This window comes from Robertmurraya sp. (genome assembly GCF_036676585.1).
Lineage (GTDB): Bacteria > Bacillota > Bacilli > Bacillales > Cytobacillaceae > Robertmurraya_A.
Window position 1 is genome coordinate 1 of record NZ_JAKFCQ010000031.1, and the last position, 25,483, is coordinate 25,483.

General features: G+C 40.1%; 21 protein-coding genes and 2 riboswitches. Of the genes, 3 read left to right on the forward strand and 18 right to left on the reverse strand.

Annotated features, from left to right (window positions below; genetic code table 11):
* From ACGLXV_RS03515 to ACGLXV_RS03540, 6 genes are all read right to left on the reverse strand, one after another.
* Positions 1-395: amidase family protein (locus ACGLXV_RS03515; RefSeq protein ID WP_391557514.1), on the reverse strand; the 395-nt coding region annotated here is incomplete at its 3' end.
* The gene (gene uca, locus ACGLXV_RS03520; protein WP_391557515.1) at positions 355-3,999 is read right to left on the reverse strand and encodes an urea carboxylase; all 3,645 of its coding nucleotides are present in this window, start codon (positions 3,997-3,999) and stop codon (positions 355-357) included. The genes uca and ACGLXV_RS03515, both read right to left, overlap by 41 nt.
* A gap of 20 nt (positions 4,000-4,019) precedes the next feature.
* Positions 4,020-4,670: an urea amidolyase associated protein UAAP2 gene (locus tag ACGLXV_RS03525; protein WP_391557516.1), complete on the reverse strand. Its 651-nt coding sequence runs from the start codon at positions 4,668-4,670 to the stop codon at positions 4,020-4,022.
* The gene (locus ACGLXV_RS03530; protein WP_391557591.1) at positions 4,670-5,398 is read right to left on the reverse strand and encodes an urea amidolyase associated protein UAAP1; all 729 of its coding nucleotides are present in this window, start codon (positions 5,396-5,398) and stop codon (positions 4,670-4,672) included. Before ACGLXV_RS03530 ends, ACGLXV_RS03525 begins: the two co-directional genes overlap by 1 nt.
* A gap of 50 nt (positions 5,399-5,448) precedes the next feature.
* Positions 5,449-5,543, reverse strand: a riboswitch (guanidine-I (ykkC/yxkD leader).
* Positions 5,544-5,626: 83 nt separating this feature from the next.
* On the reverse strand, positions 5,627-6,994 hold the full coding sequence (locus tag ACGLXV_RS03535; protein WP_391557517.1) for an APC family permease: 1,368 nt from the start codon (positions 6,992-6,994) through the stop codon (positions 5,627-5,629).
* A gap of 68 nt (positions 6,995-7,062) precedes the next feature.
* Positions 7,063-7,157: riboswitch (guanidine-I (ykkC/yxkD leader) on the reverse strand.
* Positions 7,158-7,303: 146 nt separating this feature from the next.
* Positions 7,304-8,296 carry a hypothetical protein gene (locus ACGLXV_RS03540; RefSeq protein ID WP_391557518.1) on the reverse strand — a complete coding sequence of 331 codons (993 nt, stop codon included), beginning with the start codon at positions 8,294-8,296 and terminating at the stop codon, positions 7,304-7,306.
* A 191-nt stretch (positions 8,297-8,487) separates the two neighbouring features.
* Here ACGLXV_RS03540 and ACGLXV_RS03545 point away from each other — a divergent pair, with 191 nt between their 5' ends.
* Positions 8,488-10,188, forward strand: coding sequence for a transglutaminase domain-containing protein (locus tag ACGLXV_RS03545; RefSeq protein WP_391557519.1), 1,701 nt, complete (start codon positions 8,488-8,490; stop codon positions 10,186-10,188).
* Positions 10,189-10,409: 221 nt separating this feature from the next.
* Here ACGLXV_RS03545 and ACGLXV_RS03550 read toward each other — a convergent pair whose 3' ends face one another.
* From ACGLXV_RS03550 to ACGLXV_RS03590, 9 genes are all read right to left on the reverse strand, one after another.
* Positions 10,410-11,618, reverse strand: a complete 1,209-nt coding sequence (locus ACGLXV_RS03550) for a glycosyltransferase family 4 protein (RefSeq protein WP_391557520.1) — start codon at positions 11,616-11,618, stop codon at positions 10,410-10,412.
* Positions 11,619-11,793: 175 nt separating this feature from the next.
* On the reverse strand, positions 11,794-12,303 hold the full coding sequence (locus tag ACGLXV_RS03555) for a (2Fe-2S)-binding protein (RefSeq protein WP_391557521.1): 510 nt from the start codon (positions 12,301-12,303) through the stop codon (positions 11,794-11,796).
* Positions 12,294-14,567 (reverse strand): xanthine dehydrogenase subunit D, encoded by a 2,274-nt coding sequence (gene pucD / locus ACGLXV_RS03560; RefSeq protein ID WP_391557522.1) that lies wholly within the window; start codon positions 14,565-14,567, stop codon positions 12,294-12,296. The genes ACGLXV_RS03555 and pucD overlap by 10 nt, the downstream gene beginning before the upstream one ends.
* A 12-nt stretch (positions 14,568-14,579) precedes the next feature.
* On the reverse strand, positions 14,580-15,437 hold the full coding sequence (locus ACGLXV_RS03565; protein ID WP_391557523.1) for an FAD binding domain-containing protein: 858 nt from the start codon (positions 15,435-15,437) through the stop codon (positions 14,580-14,582).
* On the reverse strand, positions 15,434-16,051 hold the full coding sequence (locus ACGLXV_RS03570; protein ID WP_391557524.1) for a nucleotidyltransferase family protein: 618 nt from the start codon (positions 16,049-16,051) through the stop codon (positions 15,434-15,436). Before ACGLXV_RS03570 ends, ACGLXV_RS03565 begins: the two co-directional genes overlap by 4 nt.
* Positions 16,011-17,084, reverse strand: coding sequence for an XdhC family protein (locus ACGLXV_RS03575; RefSeq protein WP_391557525.1), 1,074 nt, complete (start codon positions 17,082-17,084; stop codon positions 16,011-16,013). Before ACGLXV_RS03575 ends, ACGLXV_RS03570 begins: the two co-directional genes overlap by 41 nt.
* A 702-nt stretch (positions 17,085-17,786) precedes the next feature.
* Positions 17,787-19,010: an MFS transporter gene (locus tag ACGLXV_RS03580; RefSeq protein ID WP_391557526.1), complete on the reverse strand. Its 1,224-nt coding sequence runs from the start codon at positions 19,008-19,010 to the stop codon at positions 17,787-17,789.
* 15 nt (positions 19,011-19,025) lie between these two features.
* Positions 19,026-19,439 (reverse strand): MarR family winged helix-turn-helix transcriptional regulator, encoded by a 414-nt coding sequence (locus ACGLXV_RS03585; protein ID WP_391557527.1) that lies wholly within the window; start codon positions 19,437-19,439, stop codon positions 19,026-19,028.
* A gap of 120 nt (positions 19,440-19,559) precedes the next feature.
* Entirely contained in the window at positions 19,560-20,378 is an 819-nt protein-coding gene (locus ACGLXV_RS03590) for a methyl-accepting chemotaxis protein (protein ID WP_119709670.1), read from the reverse strand.
* A gap of 162 nt (positions 20,379-20,540) precedes the next feature.
* On the opposite strand from ACGLXV_RS03590, the gene ACGLXV_RS03595 reads away from it, so the two are divergent.
* The gene (locus ACGLXV_RS03595; RefSeq protein ID WP_391557528.1) at positions 20,541-21,455 is read left to right on the forward strand and encodes an ABC transporter ATP-binding protein; all 915 of its coding nucleotides are present in this window, start codon (positions 20,541-20,543) and stop codon (positions 21,453-21,455) included.
* On the forward strand, positions 21,442-22,278 hold the full coding sequence (locus tag ACGLXV_RS03600) for an ABC transporter permease subunit (protein ID WP_391557529.1): 837 nt from the start codon (positions 21,442-21,444) through the stop codon (positions 22,276-22,278). The genes ACGLXV_RS03595 and ACGLXV_RS03600 overlap by 14 nt, the downstream gene beginning before the upstream one ends.
* 50 nt (positions 22,279-22,328) lie before the next feature.
* On the opposite strand, the gene ACGLXV_RS03605 is transcribed toward ACGLXV_RS03600, so the two are convergent.
* The 3 genes from ACGLXV_RS03605 to ACGLXV_RS03615 all read right to left on the reverse strand — a co-directional run bounded on the left by ACGLXV_RS03605 (position 22,329) and on the right by ACGLXV_RS03615 (position 25,480).
* On the reverse strand, positions 22,329-23,153 hold the full coding sequence (locus ACGLXV_RS03605) for a hypothetical protein (RefSeq protein ID WP_391557530.1): 825 nt from the start codon (positions 23,151-23,153) through the stop codon (positions 22,329-22,331).
* A 174-nt stretch (positions 23,154-23,327) separates the two neighbouring features.
* Positions 23,328-24,389: a Ger(x)C family spore germination protein gene (locus tag ACGLXV_RS03610; RefSeq protein ID WP_391557531.1), complete on the reverse strand. Its 1,062-nt coding sequence runs from the start codon at positions 24,387-24,389 to the stop codon at positions 23,328-23,330.
* The gene (locus ACGLXV_RS03615) at positions 24,386-25,480 is read right to left on the reverse strand and encodes a GerAB/ArcD/ProY family transporter (protein WP_391557532.1); all 1,095 of its coding nucleotides are present in this window, start codon (positions 25,478-25,480) and stop codon (positions 24,386-24,388) included. The genes ACGLXV_RS03610 and ACGLXV_RS03615 overlap by 4 nt, the downstream gene beginning before the upstream one ends.
* Positions 25,481-25,483: the final 3 nt, after the last annotated feature.

Below are 25,483 nucleotides of genomic sequence, written 5' to 3' on the forward strand. Positions count from 1 at the left end.
ACAAGTCCAGTAGCGAATTGATCCAGATTTGCTTTTCCAACCGGGATGGCACCCGCGTCGATAAGCCGTCTTACTACTGTCGCATGTTCTACAGGAGTATAAGCAAACTCAGCACAACCGGCTGTTGTTGGTACACCTGCTAGGTCGATATTATCTTTAATCGCAAAAGGGATTCCCCAGAGAGGAGCTTTCTCTGGGTCCACTTTTTTCAAATTATCCAAGTAAGGCTGAATGAATTCCATAGAAGGTGGAGTGATCCAAATATTCATCTCTTTGTCAGCTTCGGCTCGTTGAATAATCTCTTGAATAAGTTTTTCTGGTGTTAACTCGTTAGACTTATATTTTTCTCTTAGATTATGAATGGATAGTAGCTTTGGCGTGTTCATCGTTTTCATTGGCTATCCCCCGCTTTTCTTTTGTAATGGAGACAAACAGTTGTCCCGCATGAACTTCATCACCTGGTGATACGTGTACAGATTGTATCAGTCCATCAAACGGAGCATGTTGAGGAAATTCCATCTTCATACTCTCCTCAATCATTAATACGTCGCCTTTCTTGACTGTATCACCCGCAGAAACCAGCACTTTCCACACGCTTCCTGGCATCGTACAACGGACCGCTTCTACTCCTTGTGGCAATTCTTCTTCAACCGTTTCAGACACCGATTGTTCCGAAATATACTCAGCAAGACCAAGCTCTTTCCAGCTCTCGCGCTCCGTCTTAAATGCTGCCTCCTGCGTTTGTCGGAATTCTTCTGCACTCTCTTTAATAGATTCCAAAAACGCTAAGTACTCTCCAAGGTTAAAGGTTGTCTCGGTAATGTCTACTTCAAAACGTCCTCTTAGGAAGTCTTCTCTCATGACTGTAAGCTCTTCTGTACTGACTGGGTAAAATTGAATTTGGTCAAAGAAACGAAGTAACCATGGCTTTTTCTCTGTAAAGCTCTTTGTTTCCCGAACTCGATTCCAAACTTGAACCGTCCGTCCAACAAATTGGTAGCCACCAGGTCCCTCCATTCCATAGATGCACATATAGGCGCCGCCAATTCCCACTGCATTCTCTGGTGTCCATGTTCGAGCCGGATTATACTTTGTGGTTACTAATCGATGTCTTGGATCGATTGGGGTTGCAACAGGTGCACCCAAGTACACATCCCCAAGACCAAGCACTAAATAGCTCGCATCAAAGACCGTCTTCTTCACATCTTCTATCTGTGCCAGACCATTCACTCGTCGAATGAATTCTAAGTTGCTTGGGCACCAAGGAGCATCAGGCCGAACATTTTTTTGGTAGCGATCGATGGCAAGCTGTGTAGCTGGATCATCCCATGAAAGAGGAAGTCGAACCACACGGGATGGTACTTCAATCTCCTCTAACGGAGGCAACTCTCGGTTGATTCCTTCAATTAATGCACAAATAGCAAAGGTAGATATTTGGGATGCATCAAAATGGACTTGTAAGGAACGAATTCCTGGCGTTAAGTCTAAAACAGGAATATCCTTACGAACTTGAATGGCATCCATTAATGCATGAATTTGAAAACGAAGCAGCAGATCTAACTCCATTTCTCCATACTCAATGAGAATGTGCTCATCTCCCGCCGCACGAATCGTCAATGGGAAACGGCTCTCCTCATTTTGAACGAGTACGGGATAACTTGGTGACAGGAGCTTCGTTTCTTCTGGCAATGTAGGAACTGCGTGATCTCCTATATTTTCTAAAAACAATTCTTGTGTTTTTCTTAGTTGTTCCGCCTCTTCTAGCGTTAAAAGCTGAAAGCGGACGCGGTCACCTGCATGAAGCTGGCCGAGTTTCCAAAATTCTGCTGATGCTGTTGTCACTGGACAAACAAACCCGCCCAGACTCGGACCATCAGGACCAAGTAAGATAGGCATATCCCCAGTTAAATCTAATGTACCTATCGCATACGCGTTGTCGTGAATATTAGAAGGATGTAACCCTGCCTCTCCCCCGTCTTCTCTAGCCCAAAGTGGAGCAGGCCCAATTAAACGGACACCTGTACGAGAGCTATTAAAATGGACTTCCCAGCTTGTTTCTGTCAACTGTGTCAAATACTCTGGTAATAAAAACTCTTCTGTACAGTGTGGACCGGGAATGACACCTATTGTCCATTCTTTTGTTAATACAGGCTGTTGATTGATACTAAGCTCTTTATTGGGAGGAGTAGCACAAGGATGAACGCGCAACACATCTCCTGTACGAAGTGCACGCCCACCGTGTCCACCAAACCCTCCAAGCGTAAAGGTGGAGGCACTTCCTAAATAAAGGGGCATATCGAAACCACCTGCCACTAACAAATAGGTGCGCATTCCTTGTGTAGCTTCACCAAATGAAAGAATTTGGCCGCGCTTGGCAGTGATTACCTTGTAGGTCGGAACAGGCATATCATCCAATGTTGCTCCCATATCTGAGCCGGTTAAGCAAAAAACGATATCTCCACGGAAACGGTAAGAGCCCCCTCGTAAAGTGAGTTCTAATCCAGCGGCATGAGAATCATTCCCTAGCAACTGATTTCCGATTCGGAAGGAGAAAGGATCCATCGGTCCACAAGGAGGAACTCCCACATCCCAATGTCCCACTCGTCCTGGCCAATCTTGAACAGTCGTTTGAATCCCACCATCCAGTACTTCAATGGCACACTCCGCTGGTGAAAATTCCTTTAACATTTGAGTATGAACATGTCCAGAGCGACATTCTTCTTCCTCTAACAGTGACTGTACATATTGTAAGTTGGTTGTGACACCATATAGTCTTGTATCTTGTAATGCTTGACTTAGCTGATTAATAGCTTGTTCACGTGTGGCCGCATGAACAATAATTTTGGCAAGCATGGGGTCATACAAAGAGGTAACCGTTAAGCCATCTCTTACCCAAGTTTCAATCCGGGCATCCTCTGAAAATCGAACTTGATCCAATTGACCACCGCTCGGACGAAAATCATTTAGACAGTCTTCCGCATAAATCCGAGCTTGAATACTATGCCCTTTCGGAGTGGTATACAAAGTATTAAGTTGACGAAGCTCACCAGCCGCTTCATGAACCATCCACTCGACTAAATCAAGACCTAACACTTCTTCGGTCACACCGTGTTCTACCTGAAGTCGGGTATTTACTTCAAGAAAGTAAAACTTCTCAGCTTCCGGATCATACAAATATTCAACCGTTCCTGCACTCCTGTATCCCACTTCCTCTGCTAGTCGTTTTGAAGCAGCTAGCATTTCCTCACGAACAGCTGGAGATAAACATGGAGCTGGACTTTCTTCTACCACCTTTTGATTACGACGCTGAACGGAACAATCACGTTCTCCTAATGCGACCACTTCACCGTACTCATTCCCGAAGATTTGAACCTCCACATGGCGTGCTTTTTGAATATATTTTTCTAAAAAGACTCCTCCGTTGTTAAAATTCGTTTCAGCTAGGCGACAGACCGAATCGAAGGCATCTGTTAGGGCAGACTCATCTACACAGACACGCATTCCAATTCCTCCACCTCCTGCTGTACTTTTAAGCATGACAGGATATCCAATTCGTTCTGCTTCAGTAACGGCGGTTTCTACTTGGGTTATTAAGGATGTTCCCGGTAAAAGTGGAACTCCTGCCTTCACCGCTATTTCACGCGCTGAATGCTTTAAACCAAACAGCTCCATTTGCTCAGGTGTAGGACCAATAAAGGTGATTCCATGTTTTTGACAAGCACGGGCGAAATCAGCATTTTCACTGAGGAACCCATAGCCTGGATGAATGGCTTCCGCACCTGTTTCAAGTGCCGTTTTTAAAATGAGTTCCGCATTGAGATAGCTTTCTTTTGCAGCACCTTCACCTATTAATACAGCTTCATCCGCGTGATCGACATGAAGGCTATCTTGATCTGCTTTTGTATAAACCGCAACAGATGAAATGTTTAGTTTTTTTAGAGTTCTTTCAATTCGAACCGCAATCGCTCCACGGTTTGCAATTAATACTTTTTTGAACATGGCTGGAGCTCCTCTCTATGTTATTTATCCCAGATTAGTAGTTGAATAGGAGTAGGATTATAGGCGTTACAAGGATTATTTAATTGTGGACAGTTGCTAATAAGGACAAGTGTCCGACTGACTGCTTTCATTTCTACATAATATCCTGGGGCGGACACACCATCTTCAAAGGTTAATCCACCTTCTGGCGTAACAGGAACATTCATAAAAAAATTTACGTTTGGTGCTAAATCTCGTTTGTTAAATTGGCTTCCATACTTTGAGAGTTGAAGCATAAACGTATCTCGACAGTTGTGCATAGGAAGCTTGTCATGAGAATAGCGAACGGTGTTACTTTGCGCGGAACAAGCGCCACCAAGCGTATCGTGGCGTCCACATGTATCGGCAACAATCTCAACAAGTTCTTTCCCAGACTCTGAAACTAGAACCGAACCAGTCGTTAGATAAACATTGCCCTGACGTTGAATTGTATTTATTGCACTATAATGGTCCGTTGGATGATCGGCATCGTAGAATAGGGTGTCTGCTGCTTGATTTCCTTCTACATCCACAATTCGTAGCACCTGTCCTGGTTCAAGAATTTGTGTCCACCCTTCTCCAGCAGGAACAATATAGTTATCTATCGCTTCCTCTACCTGTCTTTCACTAACCTTGTATTGTAAAGTGGCCATTAGTTCGTTCCTCCTTTTGTTAGCAAAGCATAATCCCATGTGTTCTCAAATGCACGACGGTTTTCCGGACGATGGTTCACACAAATATCGTTCTCCTCAACAGGAGCTGCATCGGTGATCGTTATCTCGACAGGAACAGAAGGATAATTGGCACTTGGGTCAAGCGGATTTGGTGTGTTTGATAAAATAATAAGAACATCCATTTCGGCTCTCAATGTAATGGTGTCACCCTTTTTTGAATGACTTGGGGCAAAATGAAGTGAACCATCTTCCTTGCAAGATACTTTTGAAAATAAATTAACAACGGGGATCAGATCTCTGTTCGTTAATCCATTTCGGAACAATTCAACAGCAAAGTTTTCCTCCCCACTTCGATACCAATCATTTCTTTGTTCTTGATATGTGGTCTTCCCATATCGTTCGTCGATCATAAGGCGTGTCACATAGCCTGATATCGTGTCATGCCAGCCGAGAGAATCATCAATAATACTAGCTAGTACTCTTCCATTGTCACTCATCAAGACGTTTCCAGCCGTTAAGTGAGCAGTATGCTGAGCCTTTAATGTATCCGGCATATTGTAGCGCTCTGATGTGTCATCTGCGTTATATAAAAGAAGAGAAAGATTGGCTCCATCTCCAAGAGCAGTAAAGGTTAGTTGTTTTCCACTTTTTATTTTTGTTGACCATTTTCCACCAGCAGGAATTATTTTCGTTAGTACCTTACTCATCATTTAGCCTCCTTTAAAATAAAAAAGGATAAAAGCCTAGGAGATCATTCATCTCCCAGGCTTTTATCCTTCCGTGTATACAGCAGATGCTGTACGCTCTCTCTCGGACCTGACGTTAATAACCGGAACCCTAGAAAGCTTTTTCGTTTCCAACAGTATGTGGAAACCTGTATGTTGTTGTAATTAGTATAACTATCAGAAAAGATAGATAACAATGAAAGTGTCAGACTATCTAACAATGTTTTTCTTAATCGCTGTTTGATGGAAAGACAAAGCCATTTTACGTTCCTTAGCTTTGGTCCATTCAGTCTTTAAGAAGAGATACGTAAATCCTACTGCCACCCAGATCACTCCCGCTGTTAAAGTATGCTTATCCAGCAAGGTTAACAGCCAGCCGATAAAACTTGCCCCGACAAGTGGAAAAATAAGATAAAAACAAGTGTCTTTTAGTGAGCGTTTTTTCATTTTCACATAATAATGAGCAATCACTGATAAATTGACAAATATAAATGCGGTTAAGGCACCGAAGCTTACAAACATGACGGCAGTATCTAGACTAATGAACACCGCAGAAAATGAAATAATCGCTACCAAAACGATATTGGCAAAAGGTGTTTTGTATTTAGGATGAATGCTTGTAAATATTTTTCCTGGAAGAATGGATTCCTTACCAAGTGCGTATAGAAATCGGCTCACACTTGTTACAGAGGAAACACCCTGTGTAAAGGTTGCGATCATAAGAACCATGATAAAAAGAGAACTAAATAAATTGCCACCTACTAAATGAACAAGATTATAAGCTGCATTATCAGGATTAGTAAAAGTAAAATCCGGATAGGCAAGTTGAGTCAAATAAGAAATCGCTGTGTACATCGTTACCGCTATGATCACAATGAGAAAGATGGCTTTTGGTATCGTCTTTTTTGCATCGATCGTTTCCTCTGCCATCGTTGTCACTGCATCAAAACCGAGGAAGCAAAAACAAATGAGTGCTGCACCGGAAAATACGGCACTTAAGGCAATATGTTCGCCGAAGAAAGGTGTTAAGGAGAATAGTGAGCTTGCACCTGTTCCACCTGCTAAAAGATCCTTTGCAACGAGAATACAAAAAATGAGAATAAATCCGATTTGAACAAGTACAGACATCCCACTCACCCGAGCAGCGGACTTTATGCCAACGATATTAACGATAGCAAGGATGATATTCATAATGATAATCCAAACAAAAACCGGTATAGAAGGAAATTCTGTATGCATGAAGATGCCAAACGTAAGGATAGCAATAATAGGAGAGAAAATATAATCCAAAAGAAGAGCCCAACCAACAAGAAAGCCTGCCATTGGATGAACCGCCCTCTTCGTATACGTATAGGCAGAACCTGAGACAGGGTAAGCCTTAACCATTAAACTGTAACTATAAGCAGTGAAAAAGATTGCAATGAAGGCTGTTACATAGGCAGCCGCCATCATCCCACTCGATGCCTCATAAGCAACGCCGTATACGGTAAAGAAAATCATCGGTGTCATCCAAGCAAGTCCCATAAATACAACTTGATGTAGCTTAAGTGATTTTACTAATCCTGTTCCTTTATTCATTCCCTTACACCTTCTTTTTTGGATTTCGTGTAAAAAAAACAAAAGCCCAGGAGAATTTTACAGAAAAATTCTCCCGGGCTTTTGTCCCTCCGTGTCTACAGATATACTGTACGCTCTCTCTCGGACCAGACGTTTTTCAACCGGAACCCTAGAGAGCAATTTTTGTCCTCAATTATACTAACGAGAACCCGTATGCTTTTATACTCTGAAGTATAAACGCACAAAAGTTTAGGTTCAAGGGATATGTTAGATTATATGACATAGAAAAAAAGCTACCAGACATGGTAGCTTTCAAGGAACCATTTTTTATCATCCAAAACGGTAGTAAACCAACACAATCGTTGCTAGTACAAACAAGAAGTTTAGAAATACAAAGATAAATTGATCCAGTTTGGTTTTATGCCATTTGATCGGTGGATTATAGAAAGATACTCCTTCAATGATAAAGATGATCAAAACAATATGAATCATAAAGTGACCGATAATTTCTGTAAAACCAAACAGCATGGTCGTCATGATAAAGATAACAGTAACAACAAGACCTAATACTCTGTTTAAAATACCTACCACTAGTAAATAACCTACTACAAATTCAATAAATGCGGCCATCACAATAAAAGTAGCTGGTGCAAAGCCAAATGTTGGAACATGATGGTTCACAATAATGTCCATCGACATGCTTGGATACACCCATTTTTCAACGGCTACCCAGCATAGAGATAACCCTGTTCCTAAATATAAAAATGGAAATCCAACATTTTCTAGTTTTGTTTTTCCTACAAGTAAAACTCCAATAATAGCGATATAAAAGCTGTAATCAAGCATGTAGAAAATACCATGTTCAGCAGTAATATAAACAAATAACCCTAGAAGAATAGCCGAACCAATCTTTGTTGCAATATGATGTGGAATCAATAAGAAACCAACACTTATCCAAGCAATAATGGATACCATTTGACTTACATGTAGTTCGGGTGCAAATAATGTTCCATTAATAATTTGCAAAATAAGAGCAATGGCTGTCCCGTATTTTAGCAGATGTCTTGAATATTTTCTTAAACTTGATAATTTGTCATCCCAAATCTTAATTTGCTTCCATTCGGCAAACCTTGGAATAAGTAATGTGAGTATCCCTAAAACAATTGCAGCAAGTAGTGCTAAAGATATAAATAACGGCGATAATATATTTTCAATGGTTTCTTTTTGCGGCACAAGTTTTGTAAACCACTTCACATGAGCTTGTGCAAAATAAGGTGTTAAGATTGCTCCAATTAATGTTGTTAAGAAAAATAGTTTCTTCATTGTTGCTCCTCCTTACGATTAACACTATTAACATATTATTAATATACTTTACCGAACGTTCTTTGTGTGATAGGAATATTGAACTTTTTGTGAATAAAATCACAAACAATAAATAAGAAAGAAGACCCAGAAACCTAACCCACCATGTTAACGTAAATACCTTTGTAAACGGTCGTTTTAAAGGAGGATATATGAAAAAGAAAACACCTGTCATATTTATTATCATCAGTTTACTAAGCCTTATTCTTTTTATTTCAGGATGCAGCAACTCCGAGTCAAGTAATTCTAAAACGGAGGAAACTCAAAAAGAAGAAAACAAATACGATAAGCTCGTGAAAGAAAAGAACAAAGAACTCGATCTTCAACCCATTGAGCTAACTTCTTATAGCGAGGAAGCAGGAGTCACATTAAATAAACCTACTTATAAAGAATTCGCCGTAAATAAAAAAGTGGTGGTTGAAGGAGAGATCGAGAAGTTTTCAGAGATAAAGTCTGATTATGTTTGGATCAAGGTTCAGGCTAACGAAGAGGAACCTGCAGGAATGGAGCAGGAATACTACGCACCGATTAAAGAAGGGAAGTTTAAGCAAGAGATCTCCCTTTTTAATGGAGATGGCCAGTATGAAGTAAAAGTACAGGTTCCTAGCTTAGATCGTGAAGACTATTATTATGAGACTGCATCTTTTACGGTTCATAACGTGAACCCAGACATTGAACGCGATGTTACGTATTCTCCTTTTGGTCAAGAAGCAGAAATACTTCTGAATCTTGATCTCGGGTATGTGACTGAAAAAGAAATTTTTTCATTAAGTGGAGATGCAGGAACATTATCCGATAACGACACCATCATGATTAAACTAACCAAGGACTCGGATTCTTGGACGCACGTATTACCTATTGTTGATGGTCAATTTTCCTTTGATGTCCCCCTTTTATATGGCAAAGGAGTACATGAACTCGAAGTACTCGTCCCTGATGAAGAGCGAGAAAAATATTATCAACCGGCAACAAAGATACTTATTAATAACGAATCAGACCGAACCTTGTCACCAATTGATTTTTCTAGTACTTACCTTGAACGAGGAGTCACACTTAACTATCCTCAATTTGGTGGAGTCGAATCTGATGGCCTTTTTACCATTAAAGGGTCGATTGACCCCAAAGCTTCATTTGGACCTGAAACTACGCATATTTATGTGACGACGAAAAAAGGAGAAGACGAAGCATTAGACGTTATTCCTGTAGAGGATTTCTCTTTTGATGATTCCTTCTACTTACGATTTGGACCTGGAACGTATGAAGTCATGCTTAGCGTCCCTGAAATCAAGGAAGAAAATAGTGATAGGTTTCGATATTTCGGATTTGCCAAATTTGAGGTAGAGTCAACCTCTGAGGATAAGCGTGATTTGCTACCATCACGTGGGGTTGAGTCTGATGCTCCAGAAATTATAGAGTTAGCTGGGCAGTTAACAAACGGTTTAACCATTGACCGAGAAAAATCAGAAGCCATTTACAAGTATGTAGCAAGCAATATCTCCTATGATGTAGAAAAGTACGAAACAAAGAACTATAACTGGGATGATAGTGCTTTAAAAACACTCCAATTAAAGAAGGGGATTTGTCAGGACTACGCTTACCTTACCATTGCCCTTTTACGTGCCAGCAATGTGGAAGCACGATTAATTGAAGGAAATGCCTTTGGAGGATTTTGGCCACAAAAGCATGCTTGGGTAGAGGCAAAAGTCGATGGAAACTGGCTCACCATGGATCCAACTTGGGGAGCAGGATATATTAAAGACAATGCTTTCGTCGCACAGTACACCGCAGAGTACTTTGATCCAAATCCCACAGAGTTTGAAAAATCTCATAAGCGTACAGGAGTATCTTATTAACAAACAAGCACCAGAATTTTTTTCTGGTGCTTGTTTTCATGTAACAAATCCATTTCGGACAGGGATTCGCAGACCTCATCCATGCTATGAAGGTCATTTCTTCCGAATTTTAATGAGCTAATGACCTTCATCCACCTTATGAACGTCATTTCCCTCCATTTTTTCTGACCTAACGTCCTTCATCCACCCTATGAACGTCGTTTCCCTCCATTTTTTCTGACCTAACGTCCTTCATCCACCCTATGAAGATCGCTCCCTCGGGATTTTAGGATCGTTCTTCCATAATTAATAATTTCCTGTTGGTAGATCTGTTCAATTTTTCTTGCAAACGATTCTGAAGAGTAGTCACATGCGGCTTTCGCTCTTGCATGATGACTTAAACGACGATACACCTCTTCTTGACTCAGCATCATGTGAAGTTTTTCATCAAACTCTTCGAAGCTTGAGTATTGCCACCCATTTACCCCATCTGTAATCACATCATCTAAACAGCTATCCTTCCGACAAAGGGCAGGCACTCCATTTGCTAATGCCTCAACATATGTTAGACCTTGTGTTTCACTATTAGAAGCACTAACAAACACATCCCCCAATTGGTAATAAGCTGAAATTTCTGTGGGAGAGATCATTCCCACAAATATCACATGATTACGAATTCCCAAAGCTTTTGCGTATTCCTCCAGGCTCTCCCGATTTGGTCCATCACCCACAATCAGTAGTGTCACATCCTTTTGCTCTGTTTTTGATAGATAAAATAGTATTTCCTCAAGGTTCTTTTCCTTTGCTAAACGTCCAACCGCTAAAAGTACCTTATGATGGGTAGGAATACCTATTCTCATACGAAGAGTTTGCTTTTCTTGGTCATTGATGGGTCTGGTTATTCTAGCTAAATGGATCCCTGTAGGCACCACCTGAATGGGTCGAGTCACTCCATATTCGAGTAGGATAGAGCGAACTTTATTCGTAGGTGAGATCACACAGTGAGCGTTTTTTAAAACTTTCCTAGTAAAAATAGCGACCATGGCTCTGCCCCACTTTTTGTTAGGTGAAAAATAATGGGTATAGTCCTCGTAAACCGTGTGATATGTATGCACTATCGGAATTCTCAGTTTCCTTGCCATTTGTCGAGCCATTAAAAAGGTACTGAATTCACAGTGAGAATGAATAATATCCGGCTGCCAGTCAACCAACTCGTCAAGATATTCCGTATTTGTGCGCCAAGCAAATCTGGCGCCAGGATATAACTTACCTGCTCCAAGTGAGCAAATATAGGTTACATGGCCCTCCTTATACGACCGTTTTGTCGTAGATAACGTTAGTATTTTCACCTCATGCCCTAGTTCTCTTAGTTCTTTTTCCAAAGTCATAACAGACGTTACTACCCCATTTATGACAGGCGCATAGCACTCCGTTGTTAGTAAGATTTTCATATTTAGCCACCTTTGCTCGTTTTTTACACACGGACAAACTTGAGTCTAAATAAAATAAAAAACACCTTTCATACTATCCATTTAGTATAAAGAAGTGTTTTAAACGAGACTTTGGAGAATTGTAAAATATACTTAAAGATTTGTACAAATTAGAAGAGGGCCCTATTAAGGACCCTCAAATTGCTTGATTATTGCTTGAAATCGCCTTTTGGACAGCACGAATAATTCCACCATACCCCGTACAACGACAAAGGTTCCCAGATAGAGCTTCCTGGATTTGCTCGTCTGAGGGAGAAGGATTTGTAGCTAACAAGGCATTTACCGCCATCACCATTCCCGGTGTGCAATATCCACATTGAAAACCACCCTCTTCTAAAAATGCACGTTGAATAGGATCCAGTTCTTCTCCCGCTAAGCCTTCAATCGTCACAATCGAAGCGTCGATTGCCTGATAAGCCATGACTAAACATGAATTAACTAACTGATTGTTCATTTGAACCGCACAAGCTCCGCATCGGCCAACCTCACACGAAATTTTCGTACCAGTGAGGTTTAGTTCTTCTCGCAAAATGGTGACAAGCCTTTTCGTGGGGGGAACCTGTAATATCACATTCGTTCCGTTGATGGTTAGAGAAAGCTCCATTTTGGGAGGAGTCGTGATTTCTGCTTGTTCTTTCATATCCATCGCTTCTCCCCTCTAGCAGACATTTGCTCTAGTAAAAACTCCCTTGATACAGGTAACTTATTTACCCAACACCCTGTTGCATCATGGATAGCCTTCACAATCGCTGGAGCAACTGCTATCGTACCAATTTCTCCCACTCCACGCGGGCCATATATATCCCCCTCTTGAAGCTTCTCGATTGCTTCCACATTCATGGCGAACGGCACATCTTGGATGGTAGGGATTAGATACGTATCGAAATTATCATTTACGTACGCTCCATTTTCCATCTTTGCTTCTTCCATCAAACTGTAGCCTAGCGCCATAATCCCTCCTCCTTCAATTTGCCCCTGATAACCTAGCAAACTCACAACAGGACCAGCCGCTATTGCTTGATCTAAATCAAGCACCTTTACCTTTCCTGTTAAAAGGTCTACCTCCACCCGTGCTAACACAGAAGAGAACGCATATAAGAAATGACTTCCGTCTACAACGGCATCAGGACTTACAGGAAAATTAAAGGAAGTTTCTATTTTGAAAAGTGGTTCATTGAGAGTCCTTCCTGCTAATTCGGTATACGTGATACATAGACTGCCATCATTTAGCCAAATTCCATTAGGTCCCATAGTCAATTCATTAACTGGTATACCGGATACTCTCGATGCCCTATTCAAGATCTCGCCTCGAAATGTCTCTTTCATTCTTTGAATCGAATTCCACACCATGCTCGTTGCGCGAGAGGCTGTTGACGATCCTGATATCGGTACGGAATCTGTATCACCGACAACAATACGTATATCATCTTCCTTACAATTAAACTCTTCCATGACTAATGTTTCAATGACAGCTAGTAAACCTTGCCCACACTCTTCGAAACCGAAAGCAGCTTCTATTTTTCCCTCTTTAGTAAAAGAAAGTCGTCCTCCTGCTGGGTCGATTCGACCGACACCTAGTCCCCCACCATGAATGGAAATGGCCACTCCAGTTCCTGTTACCTTCCACTGATCAGACAAATGACTTTCGTTTGTATTTTCAACCACTTTTTCCTTGATTGCCTCTAAGACATCTCTAGCACCACTAGTTGGAGCAATTTTTTGTCCTAAGGGTCCGGGACTATCCACTTGTCTTAAGTTTTTTTCGCGAAATTCAATAGGATCCATTTGCAATTTTTCAGCTAAACGGTCGATTTGTCCTTCGAGTGCGAACGTCACTTGATTCCCACCAAACCCTCTAAATTCACCTGCCACACCATTATTTGTGAAAATGGATAAGCCTTCTATTTCTATGTTCGGAATGACATAAGGACCAGGAGCATGCTCTACAGAAAAATCCAAAACTGCAGGACCTAGTGTGGCATAAGCTCCCGTATCAGCTATTATCTTCACCTTATGTGAAAGTATCTTCCCGGAATCATCTACACCCGTTTTCATCGTTATTTTCATCGGATGTCGCTTTAGCCCTGCGCGAACCGATTCTCTTCTCGTTTGATGAATTTTAACAGGACAGTTCGTTGCAAGTGCCAGCAATGCTCCATACGGTTGAATGTTTAATTCATCTTTCCCCCCAAAGGATCCACCCATCGGACTTGACACAATCCGAATGTCAGACTCATTCATATTTAATATTCTTGCCAGCTGATAGCGATCTTTGAACCCATGCTGTGTACCAACATAGACCGTTAATTTCCCGTCAACTTCAGGGACAATCACTCCACCTTCTGTCTCCATATAAGCATGCATTTGTCTTGGTAGTTCATACGTTTCCTCTACAATATGGGAGCACGACTGGAATCCTTCCTCCACATCTCCTTTTGAATAATAGGCACGGTGGAGTAGATTTCCATCGGGATGAAGCTTTGGTGCATTTGGATGAAGGGCTTCTTCAGGTTCAACAATGACCGGAAGCTTCTTATATTTCACCTGGATAAGTTGCAAAGCTTCATCAGCAATTTCTATCGTGTCTGCAGCCACAGCAGCGATTGCATCCCCAACATAGCGTACTCGATCCTCACATAGCACAGGCTGGTCAGGAAATATGAGTCCAAACCCGTTTAACCCTGGAACGTCCTCATAGGTGACAATCGCTCTTACCCCAGGAAGCTGCTTTGCCTGGTCAATGGAAATAGATTGAATTTCTGCATGTGGTTCCGTACTTCTTAAAATTTTTCCGTATAACATCCCTGGAAACGATAAGTCAGTTAAATATTTTAGTGCACCAGTCACTTTTCCTGGACCGTCAGGACGTATCTTCTTTTTCTTATCAAAAAAGCTTGTGTGTATCGCCATGGGCCCCCTCCTTTATGTAGCTAGCCTAGCAATCTCTGAAACCACCCAATTGGCGGCTACTGATTTTTTATAAGTTGCAGTAGAGTACACGTCTGTAGAAGGAGTAAATTCTTCTTCTATTGTTTGGAAGACCTTCTGTAATTGTTCGTTCGTAAGTGAAGAACCTTCTAATAGTTGCTCAGATTCATATAATCGCTGGGGCTGAGTTGTACTACCACTTACAGCCAATCGAACGGCTGATATCTCCCTTTTTTCATTAAGACGGAACGTTCCTGCCACCGTCACAACACTCGGGGTAAATGCCTCACGATGACAGAGCTTCTTATAAAAAAAGTGCTTCGTTTGATCATCTGGCACATAGACAGAGATAATAAGCGATTGAGAGTTATTTTTTATATAATCATATAATGGTTGATTTTGAACTAAGTTACCGTCATACACGGAGAGGACGGAATCCATTGCTAGTAAGGCAGGAATCATATCGCCAAATCCATTAGCGACGTTACCACCGATCGTCGCTTTGTTTCGGACAGCAGGTGCCGCAATATTTCTAGCAGCCTCCACAAGAAGAGGATGAAAGAGTTCCTTATTTTGACGACAGAAGTCCAAGGTAATGCCCGCACCAAGACGAGTATACGATTGGCCATTTAGAAGTTCTTTCCCCCAGCCTTTTACCTCATTCACTCGATCTAAACTAATTAGATACGAAGGACAATCAAACCCTTTCGCCCAATGGGTTTGCATAAGAGTTCCGCCAGCAATAAACGAAGCGGTTTCCCCAAACTTCTCTTTTAGGTCCCAAGCCTCGTCAAGTGACGTAGGCATCCAAACTTCTGTATCAATTAGTGAAGTGGTTCCTTGTCTAATCATCTCCATTCACCTCCAAGTACTCTTTCATAATCTTCCTTCGTATCAATATCATAAAAGTCTCGAGTATTTGCGAATTCTACAAACATTCCTTCTAACTCCTTAAAAATCTTTCTTGCCCCAACATCCCCCTGTAGTTTCATCAACTTAGGGATCACGCGTGGGGAAAAGATGACTGGTGGTCTAGGGATTTCTTTGAAAGTGGCGGCAACAAAGTCCCCCTGGCGAGCATGGTTATAAACAGTGATTAACTGTTCTATGGTTGATCTAGACAAATAAGGCTGATCAGCAAGAAGAACCATGATTCCTTTGGGATTCATACTCATCGCTGCATATAATCCTCGTTGCAATGAATGCGCCTGCCCTTTCTCCGCATCATCACATACCACATGAGACCATTGACTAGAATAAGGAGAACAGAACAGAGAGGGATCAACCCATTCGAGGGAGTCTTCTTTTTTTGAAACAACAAGGACATGTTCCAGGGAGGAAGATAATGCCGTACTTAGGGCAGAGCTTCCGATGGTACAAGTAGACAGTGGAAGAGAAAGCTTGTTTTCCCCCATTCTGCTACTCTTACCCGCAGCAAGATATATGGCGATGATTCCATTCTTCATGAAGAATTCCCTCTTTGCTTTTTTTCCGTTGTTGAATTAACTCGGCAACGATACTAACCGCAATTTCGTCTGGTCCCTCTGCTCCAATGGGTAAACCAATTGGACTTTTTACATGTGGTGGAATGTCCTGTCCTTCTAGCAATCGCTGTGTCCTATTTTTAGACCCCAGTACGCCTAAATACCTTATCTCTTTGGTAAGCAAGTACAGTAAATATTCTTTGTCTCTCTGAAAATTGTGGGAAACGACGATAGCTGAATCTGTAGGGTGAAAAGTTAATTTTGCTAAGCTCTCCTCCGGAAATCCAACAATCAGTTGATCTGCCTTCGGGAACACTTCTTTATCGCATAAGGCCGGACGCCAATCTGATACAATTACTTTAAATCCTGTTTTAGAAGCCAAATCAACTAATGGAATGACATCCTCTCCCGCACCGAAAATCATGAGTCGCGGTTTTGGTTCAAAGGTATGGATATATAGATTTGAAGCTAACTCGGAGGAATATAGTGTTCCGCTTTTTTGGGGCATTAAATGATAATTCTTTAAAAGACTTTTAGCTAATAAAACATTGCTACCCGTCCAGCTCCCAAAAATAGTTCCATTATCGGTCATAAACAGGCAAGAGGTTGCAGATAAATGTTCATCTAATTGTTTAATCATCGTCACTCTATTCCCAAGTGCTAGATGATTTTTTAAAATAATCAGATGTTCTAAAAGCTGTTCGTCAATCGGTTCAAGTAAGACTGTAATGATTCCATTGCAGCCTGCCCCTTGCCCCCATGAAAGATCATCTTCCGCTTGCATATGATAAACAATGGTTTGGGGCTCACTTGTTCCAAACCATTCTTTTACTCGATACTCGAGATCGGTTTCTAGACAGCCTGCACTGAGGATGCCAGTCCTTGATCCATTTTTATGGAACAACATAGATGTTCCTTCTTTTCTATAGGCGGAGCCCTCCACTCGGATGATCGTCGCAAGAACCCCCTCATTAGAAGTTGAAATCATCTGTAGAATGTCATGGATTGCTTCCATCCGTGCCCCTCCTTGAATTTTCATATAATTCAGTGTATTCACGAATCATAACAAATTTAAAAATGAAAATGTATATTTTTGTAAGGGAATCTAACATAGAAAGTGAAACTGAACCAAATATAAACAAACCAGATCATTTTTAGGACCTGGTTTGTAAAGGAATAACTATGCTTTTAATGGGGGTGCTAGAGGGAATAATGTATATAAACCGTTCGGCTCTGTGGTCAACGTATTATTCAGACTCTCGTTTCACTTCTGCTCTGGCTCCTGTCTGAATGAACCCTTTATTTGGACTTAATGATTGTTCTAGAACTCTAAGCTGTCTCTATCCCTCTCTCATTCGGACTTTCGTTTCGCTTCTGCTCTGGCTCCTGTCTGAATGAACCCTTTATTTGGACTCAATGATTGTTTTCGAGCTCTATGTTGTCTCTATCCCTCTCCCATTCGGACTCTCGTTTCGCTTCTGCTCTGGCTCCTGTCCGAATGAACTCTTTATTTGGACTCAATGATTATTTTCGAGCTCTAAGCTGTCTCTATCCCTCTCTCATTCGGACTCTACGCTTGGTTTCAAACGCTAAGCTGTCTTAATCCACCTCTCATTTGGACAAAACTATCGCTCCGATGACCTCTCTTGTCGGAATGACCATACAAAAAAAGACTCGGATAAAAATCCGAGTCCACTCTTCCCAAAAAAGCACCGAACTAATTAGCCCGCTTATTCAATTCTGTATTATAAGTTGCTTCCCCATTCTTGCTGATGGATTTTCTCAAATTAAAGTAGATGTATACAGCCATTCCTGCTAATACATAGAACGATCCGTAAAAGTACAATTGGCTGAATGAGATTCCTGTTGCTATGACACCTACGATATAGGATCCGAGTCCAATTCCCGCATCAAATACAGACAAGAAAGTTGCTGTTGCCATGGCTCTTCGTTTCGGTGGCGCAGTTTGTATCGCGATGGTTTGGAAGGTTGGGAACAAAGTACCCCATCCAAGGCCGATAAAAGCAGCTGCAAGTAAAAAGATGAAACCTGAAGATGCTTGACTGAGGATGAACAAACCAATGGAGAAAAGAATAATCCCAGGAAACACAATGATATTTGCCCCGAATTGATCAAACCATCTGCCAGTAAAGGGACGCGACACTAAAAGGACAAAAGCATAAACGACGAAGAAAAAGCTTGCAACATGACCTAAATGAATCTCATTTGCATACACAGAGATAAACGAGATGATCGATGAATAGATAATCGCAAAGAATGCACCTGTTATGGCAATCGGTAATGCTGTTTTTTCAAAGAGAGAGCCTGTTGTAAACTTCGTTGGTTCCATTGAAGTTTCTCTCCGCTCCTTCGTTTTTGAGAGTGAGAATCCTGCAAAGAGTCCACCTAATGAAGCAACAAGGGCAATCATAAGCATCACATGAATGCCACCACTTTGCATGGAAGTTAGCCCGAGGTAAGGACCAATGACCATCGCTAGTGCTGAGGATAAGATAAAGTAGCCCATCCCTTCTCCTCTTCTTTTTTCAGGGATAATATCCGCTACGATCGAACCTGCCGCAGTGGTTGCCATCCCAAAGCTTATTCCATGAATCAGTCTTACCATTAGAAGTTGAGAAACACTATTTGAAAAGAAGTAAAATAGGGTGGTAGCAAGAAATAATACTAATGAAATGATTAATATGGTTCTACCACCATATTTTTCAATTAGTTTCCCTGAAAAGGGACGTATAATGATGGCTGCTAGAAGGAAAGCCGTGGTAAGTAAACCAGCTGAGGATTTGGATGCCCCTAAGTCATTAACGACGTAAACTGGTAAAGTTACTAAAAGAAAATAAAAGCTCATAAATAAAAAGAAATTGCTGGCTGAAACCGCAATAAAGTTTCTGGTCCACAATTTTGTTTGTGTTGTATCATCCAAGATGTTCACAACTCCCTATAATTTTTTTAACCATTCGGTCACAATGACTCGCAGTTCCTTTTGATCATGTTCTGAAAGACCGCTAATGATTTGGTTATTCACATCCATCACGGCTTGTTCCCAGACTGGATAGCTTGTGATTGCCTTTTCGGTGAGGCCAATGTATTTTTTACGTCGGTCTTCCCCTTCGGTCTGTTCAATAAGCCCTAGTTTTTGAAGCTTCTGAATGGTTCTTGTCATTGGTGGAGCTTCAATCGCTAAATAATGGCAAAGATCTTTTTGTGTCATAGATCCTTTTTCCTTAAGCACAAATAAAACTGACCACTGAGAGCTGTAGATTTCATACGGTTCTAATGCCGCATTTACTCTTTTAGTCAGGTTCCTTGAAAGCTGGTGGATGCTATGAAACAACTCGTGTTTCTCCTCCATATAAATACCTCTCTTTACCTATCATAATACTAGTATATCATAAATTAGTTACCTAGGTAAGTAATTTATGATAAAAAGGGCACTCCGTGTAGACGAAGCGCCCTTTTGAATGCTGACTTATTATAATTTATTAGCAAATTCTCCAAGCTTCTTTGAAAGCTTTTCAATCTCCTCGACCAAGGAAGAAATCTCATGAATGGACTCCGCTTGTTCATCACCAACAGCGGCAATTTTTTCAATCGATTGTCCCATATGGTTCGTTGCTTTTTGAATTTGTGAAGTAATTTCACTAACCTTTTGTGTAGACGATACGGTTTCTCGAGAGAATTTCCGAATCTCGTTTGCCACAACTTCAAATCCTTTTCCATGCTGTCCTGCTCTAGCCGCTTCAATGGCTGCATTCAATCCGAGTAAGTTCGTCTGATCAGCAACTTTCTTGATCATTGACAAAACCAGATCCGTTTCTTTCACATTCTCTCCCGCTTGACTCGACTGTTCGAGAAGCTCCTTTGAAAGACGGACTAAGGACTCAGATCCAGTTGCCACTGAATTAATTTGTTCCGTAGCCAGCGACAAGGAATTAGATATTTTCTCTGCAATGGCTCTTAGTTCACTCTGTTTTCTAATTTGAACGGCTATGCCTCCAATGACCTTGTTATTCTCATCATGAAGGGGAAGGGCCGTACCTGTGAATTCAAATCCATAGAAATCTTTTGGTACTTCTGCTTGCAGCCTTTTATTTTGGCGAATAGCAATAGAAAGTGGTTCTTCTCGATTAATTTTTTGGCCAACTTTAATGTTTAAATCAATATTTTCACCTGGAAAATAGGCAATGAATTCTTCTAGATTACAGACGGCAATCGATAGGTCAGCAGGAATGGCTGCTTTAAATACTGGGATGAATTCAATTAATTGTTGTAATGAGTTTATTTTATTCAAAACGTGCTCTCCTGTTCGTTTTTCTCTACCTTATTAATGATATAATTACCTTAATAATGGAAATTCAACATTACTAGAATAAATCTAGTTACTTTTTTTTACAAGTGGTTAGTTACATAAAAACTGTTGTTATAGGTTTATTTTAAAAAGGGGGATAAAAGATTGGTTCCAATTATTCAAGTAGAAGGAATACAAAAACACTTTGATGCTCGGCCCGTCTTACATGATGTTTCTTTCACAGTAAATAAAGGCGATATTGTCGGGTTGCTAGGACCAAATGGCAGTGGGAAGACCACTATCATTCGATTATTAAATGGAGTCATCGAAGCCACAGCAGGACAGATTCTGGTCAACAATTGGGATCCACATACACAAGGTCATGAGATCCGAAAAATCAGCGGTATACTAACTGATGGAGCTGGTCTATATCACGAAATGAGTGGTGTTGATAATCTTATATTCTTTGGCAAACTTTACGGAGTCAATGATGAGGAGAGAATACAACAATTGCTCGAGGACTTTCAACTGGCCGACCATCAACAGAAAAAAGTGGGTACATATAGCACAGGAATGAAACGCAGATTAGGAATCATAAAAGCCATTTTACATAACCCGACCATCTTGTTCTTAGATGAACCAACAAATGGATTGGACCCAGAAGGCATTCAAATGGTACTGCAAAATATCCATACACTAAACAAGAAATACGGAACCACGATCTTCCTTTGCTCTCATATTCTGCACCAGATTGAAAGCGTTTGTACACAATATTTATTTTTGGATCATGGTACCATTATTGAGTCCGGTACCAAATCAGAATTAGAAACAAAATACATCAAAGAAATCTCTGTAAAAATTGAAACAAACGCGGTTGTAAACGAACTAAATCCTCTATATAAAGTAGTCAAACAGGAAGGCTCTTTTGTCACATTTATCTTGCAAACAAAAGACGAACTGCCTAGATTATTAGAGGAAATATTGAAGAAGCAGTTCTGGATTCACCATGTAGAGATTCAAAATAGAGATTTAGAGAGTTTGTATTTTCAGATTAGAGGTGTGAAAAATGAAGATAAATAAGCAACTAGTCTGGACTATAGCTATGAAAGATATTAAGGGCATAACAAGTAATAAACAAGTGCTCATCGGTCTGATCATCCTGCCCTTGATTTTTGCTGTCCTACTTCCCACTGCACTTATTTTACTTATTAATTTTGTTCCTCTCACCTCTTCTGATATAGAGACAATGACAAACACCATTTTATCTGGTCTGCCTAACGGAGAAACTAAAGACACGATTAACGCGTTACCAACGTTTAACCATCAAATCATTTATGTGGTTGTAAACTATTTGTTAGGTTCTATGTTTCTACTTATTCCCGTAATCAATTCCATGATGATTGCTCTTAATAGTTTTGTTGGGGAAAAGGAAAGAGGCACCTTAGAGAGCCTGTTATTTGCACCGATCACAGTAAAGGAATTGTTTATTGGAAAGGTACTTTCCGCTTTTGTACCAACCATGGTTTTAACAATCGGCAGCTTTGTCATTTTTGGTATCATTACGACTGCCATTACATATCCAATCTTTGACGGTTTTATTTTTCCAAATACAAACTGGATATTACTAGTAATTTGGTTATCACCAATCATCACCCTATTTACCATTTTAATAGAGGTATTAGTGTCAGCCAGGTCAAAAAGCTTTCAGGAAGCTCAGCAAATCGGTGGACTGGTCATCCTTCCTATTGTTGTTTTATTCGGAGGTCAAGCGACAGGAATGTTAATTATTAGCCCGATTATCCTTCTTTTTGTTGGCCTTTTCTTATTGATGATTAACGTACTGCTGCTCTTCTTAATATCTAAATATAATAATCGAAACACCTTATTTGAAAGCCAAGTGTAACAATAAAAGAGGTACAGACGTGAACCATAAGTCTGTACCTCTCCTTATTTTCACTCGATCTCCACTACAAACGGAAAGACTCTCACTTTCCCATCTTGCTTAAATTCTGCCCATATTTTATAAATTCCCGGTTGGTCAAACTGAGTACCAAATACAGGTTTTGTAGCATCTTCTGGGTGTACATGAAGATACTTTTCTCCATGTTCATCTAGAATGACGACATGGCCCATTGCACCTAAATATGGTTCTAAATTACTTGTATCAAGGTCAAAATTAAGTGTCACTGGTTCTCCAGCTGTTTGTGAACTAATTTGTAAAGTAACCTTTTTCCCATCAATCTCCTGAGTAAGATCATTATCAGGTTGTAGCTCATGACCGTGAGCAACAGTAGTATCTCCGACGACTAAAGTCATCGGTTGAACTGTATAGGATAAATCCTTAGGCTTGATATCAACGAACACTTTATAATGATCCTCTGTTAATTCAATAGGAACTTCGTATTCTCCCACTCCAACTTCATTCGGGTGGATATGCTGGTACGTGTCTAAGTGTTCATTCACAACTATAACATGCATATATTTTTCATGATTAATCTCCAAGTCTGATACAGGATTCCCCTCATCATCAGCCAAAGCGATGTGTAATAGATCCTCTTTGTAATCGAGTGTAACCTTTACTTCACTCTCGGCTACGTGTCCTTCATGACCTTCTTCTTCCGTGTGACCCTGTACTTGTTCTTCTTCTGAATGACCATGGGTATCACTCTCTCTTTGTGCAGCTGAACTTTCTTCTTCTTGAAAAAATCCATTATAAATCGTGTATCCAGCAACAACCAAGAATACATACAGAATGGCTGATAAAGTCCACTTTTTCATGATCTTATTCCTCCAGTTCATTATTTACTTACCTTTCTTTTGTATATCTTCATACTATACCCTCCTACCCTATAATGTCAACGGTTAAAGAATACATTTTCTAAATAAAGGAAACCAGGATGGATCCATTGTTATAAATAAAATAAAAACCCCATTAAATGAGGTTTCTTTAGCTTATTCAATTACTCCTGTTTCTGTAATTAACACTTTACTCGTTACTTGAAAAGTGGTGTTGGGATAGACCGTATTCCACTGCTCTGGATTAAAATTTTTTGTTTGGGTTTTTGCTAATACTCCAATGCCAACCGGGTCGATTCCTTCATCTCGGAAACGATTAAGTAATTCTTCTGTTCTTTGATTTATTTGCTCTTCCAACGATTTACCAGCCCTATCAATAACTTCTGGACCAAGTTTTCTCCCTGAAAATTCTCTTATATGTGCTTCTAGTTGGACTTTCAACTTCACTTTTGGTTGAGTCAAAGGATCTTCAATATGATACTTCCTTTTCATCGTTATATTATAGGTCGTTACATAATCCTTCCCAACTTTAAATGTGTAAGCACCATTTCTGAAATTCTCCATAAGCAACTTAAAAAAAAACATATCTTTGTCATTTAGATAGTCTACAGCTTTATCTTCATCGAATAAGGCGATTCCAATAATCTTCACTTTATTTCCTGTCAATTTAACATAAGGAAGAAAAGAATCCTTTACTTTTGAATAATACGAGTACATAAATAAATGAAGATTCGACCGAGGCAACTCTCGGTGCCTCATATTATGTTCAAATAAAGTATTTAAATAGGCTCCTGTTCCAAGATTTCCAAGATTCTTCTCCAATACCTCATCCGCATTGCCGTCAACAACAGCCAAATACAATCGAGAACCAATACCAGCATCACGTTCAAATGTATCCGTTATTTCGTATATTCCTCTTTCCGCTATCTCTTTTCCAAATAGAACAACTTCAATTCCTCCATTTTCTAATGGATCGGCTGATTTCATTTGTGATTGCCGGTTAATTTCTTTGCTCACTTTAGCCACACTCATAAAAGATTCATTCGATATACTTTTATCCGCTTTATATACGGGGATAACGATAGTCCCTTTTACTTCTCCATCTTCTCTAGCATCATAGCCAACCGCACTCATAATATTGATATCATCAATAATTTTTTGTTCTACACAGCCTGTTAATACCATTATGGAAATCAGTAAGAAAAAGACCTTCATCATGCGGATTTCCTCCCTTTCATACGATAAAAAATTGTACTAAAAAGAAATAGAAAAGGAATATAACCAAAAATTAAATAAAAACCTATTTCAGCAGTAAAGTTACTTATCATATCAATTTGCTCACGGGTTTTTAAAACACAATTGCCTGCACAAACGATTAATAATAGTACCACTAATAGTGTCCGTTGTTTCTTTTTAAAGACTCGTTTTGCCCCCCGGCTAGCAGACCACATCGCTAAACAAAGATTCGGTAAAATCACAAATAACCAAGAAGAAATTGCAACGTATTCGATTCGCTCGACAAATGGAAGTTGAACTATTTTTAGCATGGTAAGGGTTGCCCATATATTTCGGTTTAATTGTTCTTCAGAAAAGTACGCAATACTTACGATCATAACCGCAAGATAAACAAAGATCGTCGATGCTGAACCTAGATGAGCCCATTTTTGAGATTTCTTCGGATCTTTAAAAAATGGATAATAAAAAAGCAATGTTTCAAACCCTAACACACTTAATGAAATTTGTTTTGTTGATTTCATAATTTCTAACACGGAGTGATTAAAAATAGGCAGCAGATTTTCAAAAAATGCATACTTTAAGGGAAAAAACAAGGAAAACAGCAAATATGCAGGCAGGACAACTCCTAATACCGCTATCCCAGTAACGGTACGGAGGCCCCCGTTAACAATGTAAAAAACAATAATCAATATCACAATCGAGAAAAGGCTAACTCTAATTCCAGGAAACACCCACACCTGTACCACTTCAATATAGGATCTTAAGACAGTCGTTGTTAATAAACAAAAGTATAAGACTAACAAAATAGAAAAGGCCGATCCTATCCATTTGCCAAAAAGAACCCGATGTACGTCTGTAATATCTCCGTTTTGTTTATTAAGAATTTGATAAATCATCCATATGATTACGTGAACTCCTATTCCTCCTAAAATGATAGACATCCACGCATCATTTCCGACAGCTTTTGTGAGAATTCGTTGAAAACCTAATATTCCAACTCCTATTTGGATCGCTTGGACCAGATAAAAAGAAAAAAATGGTGACACTTTTAAACGGTCTGGGATGGTAGTCACAAA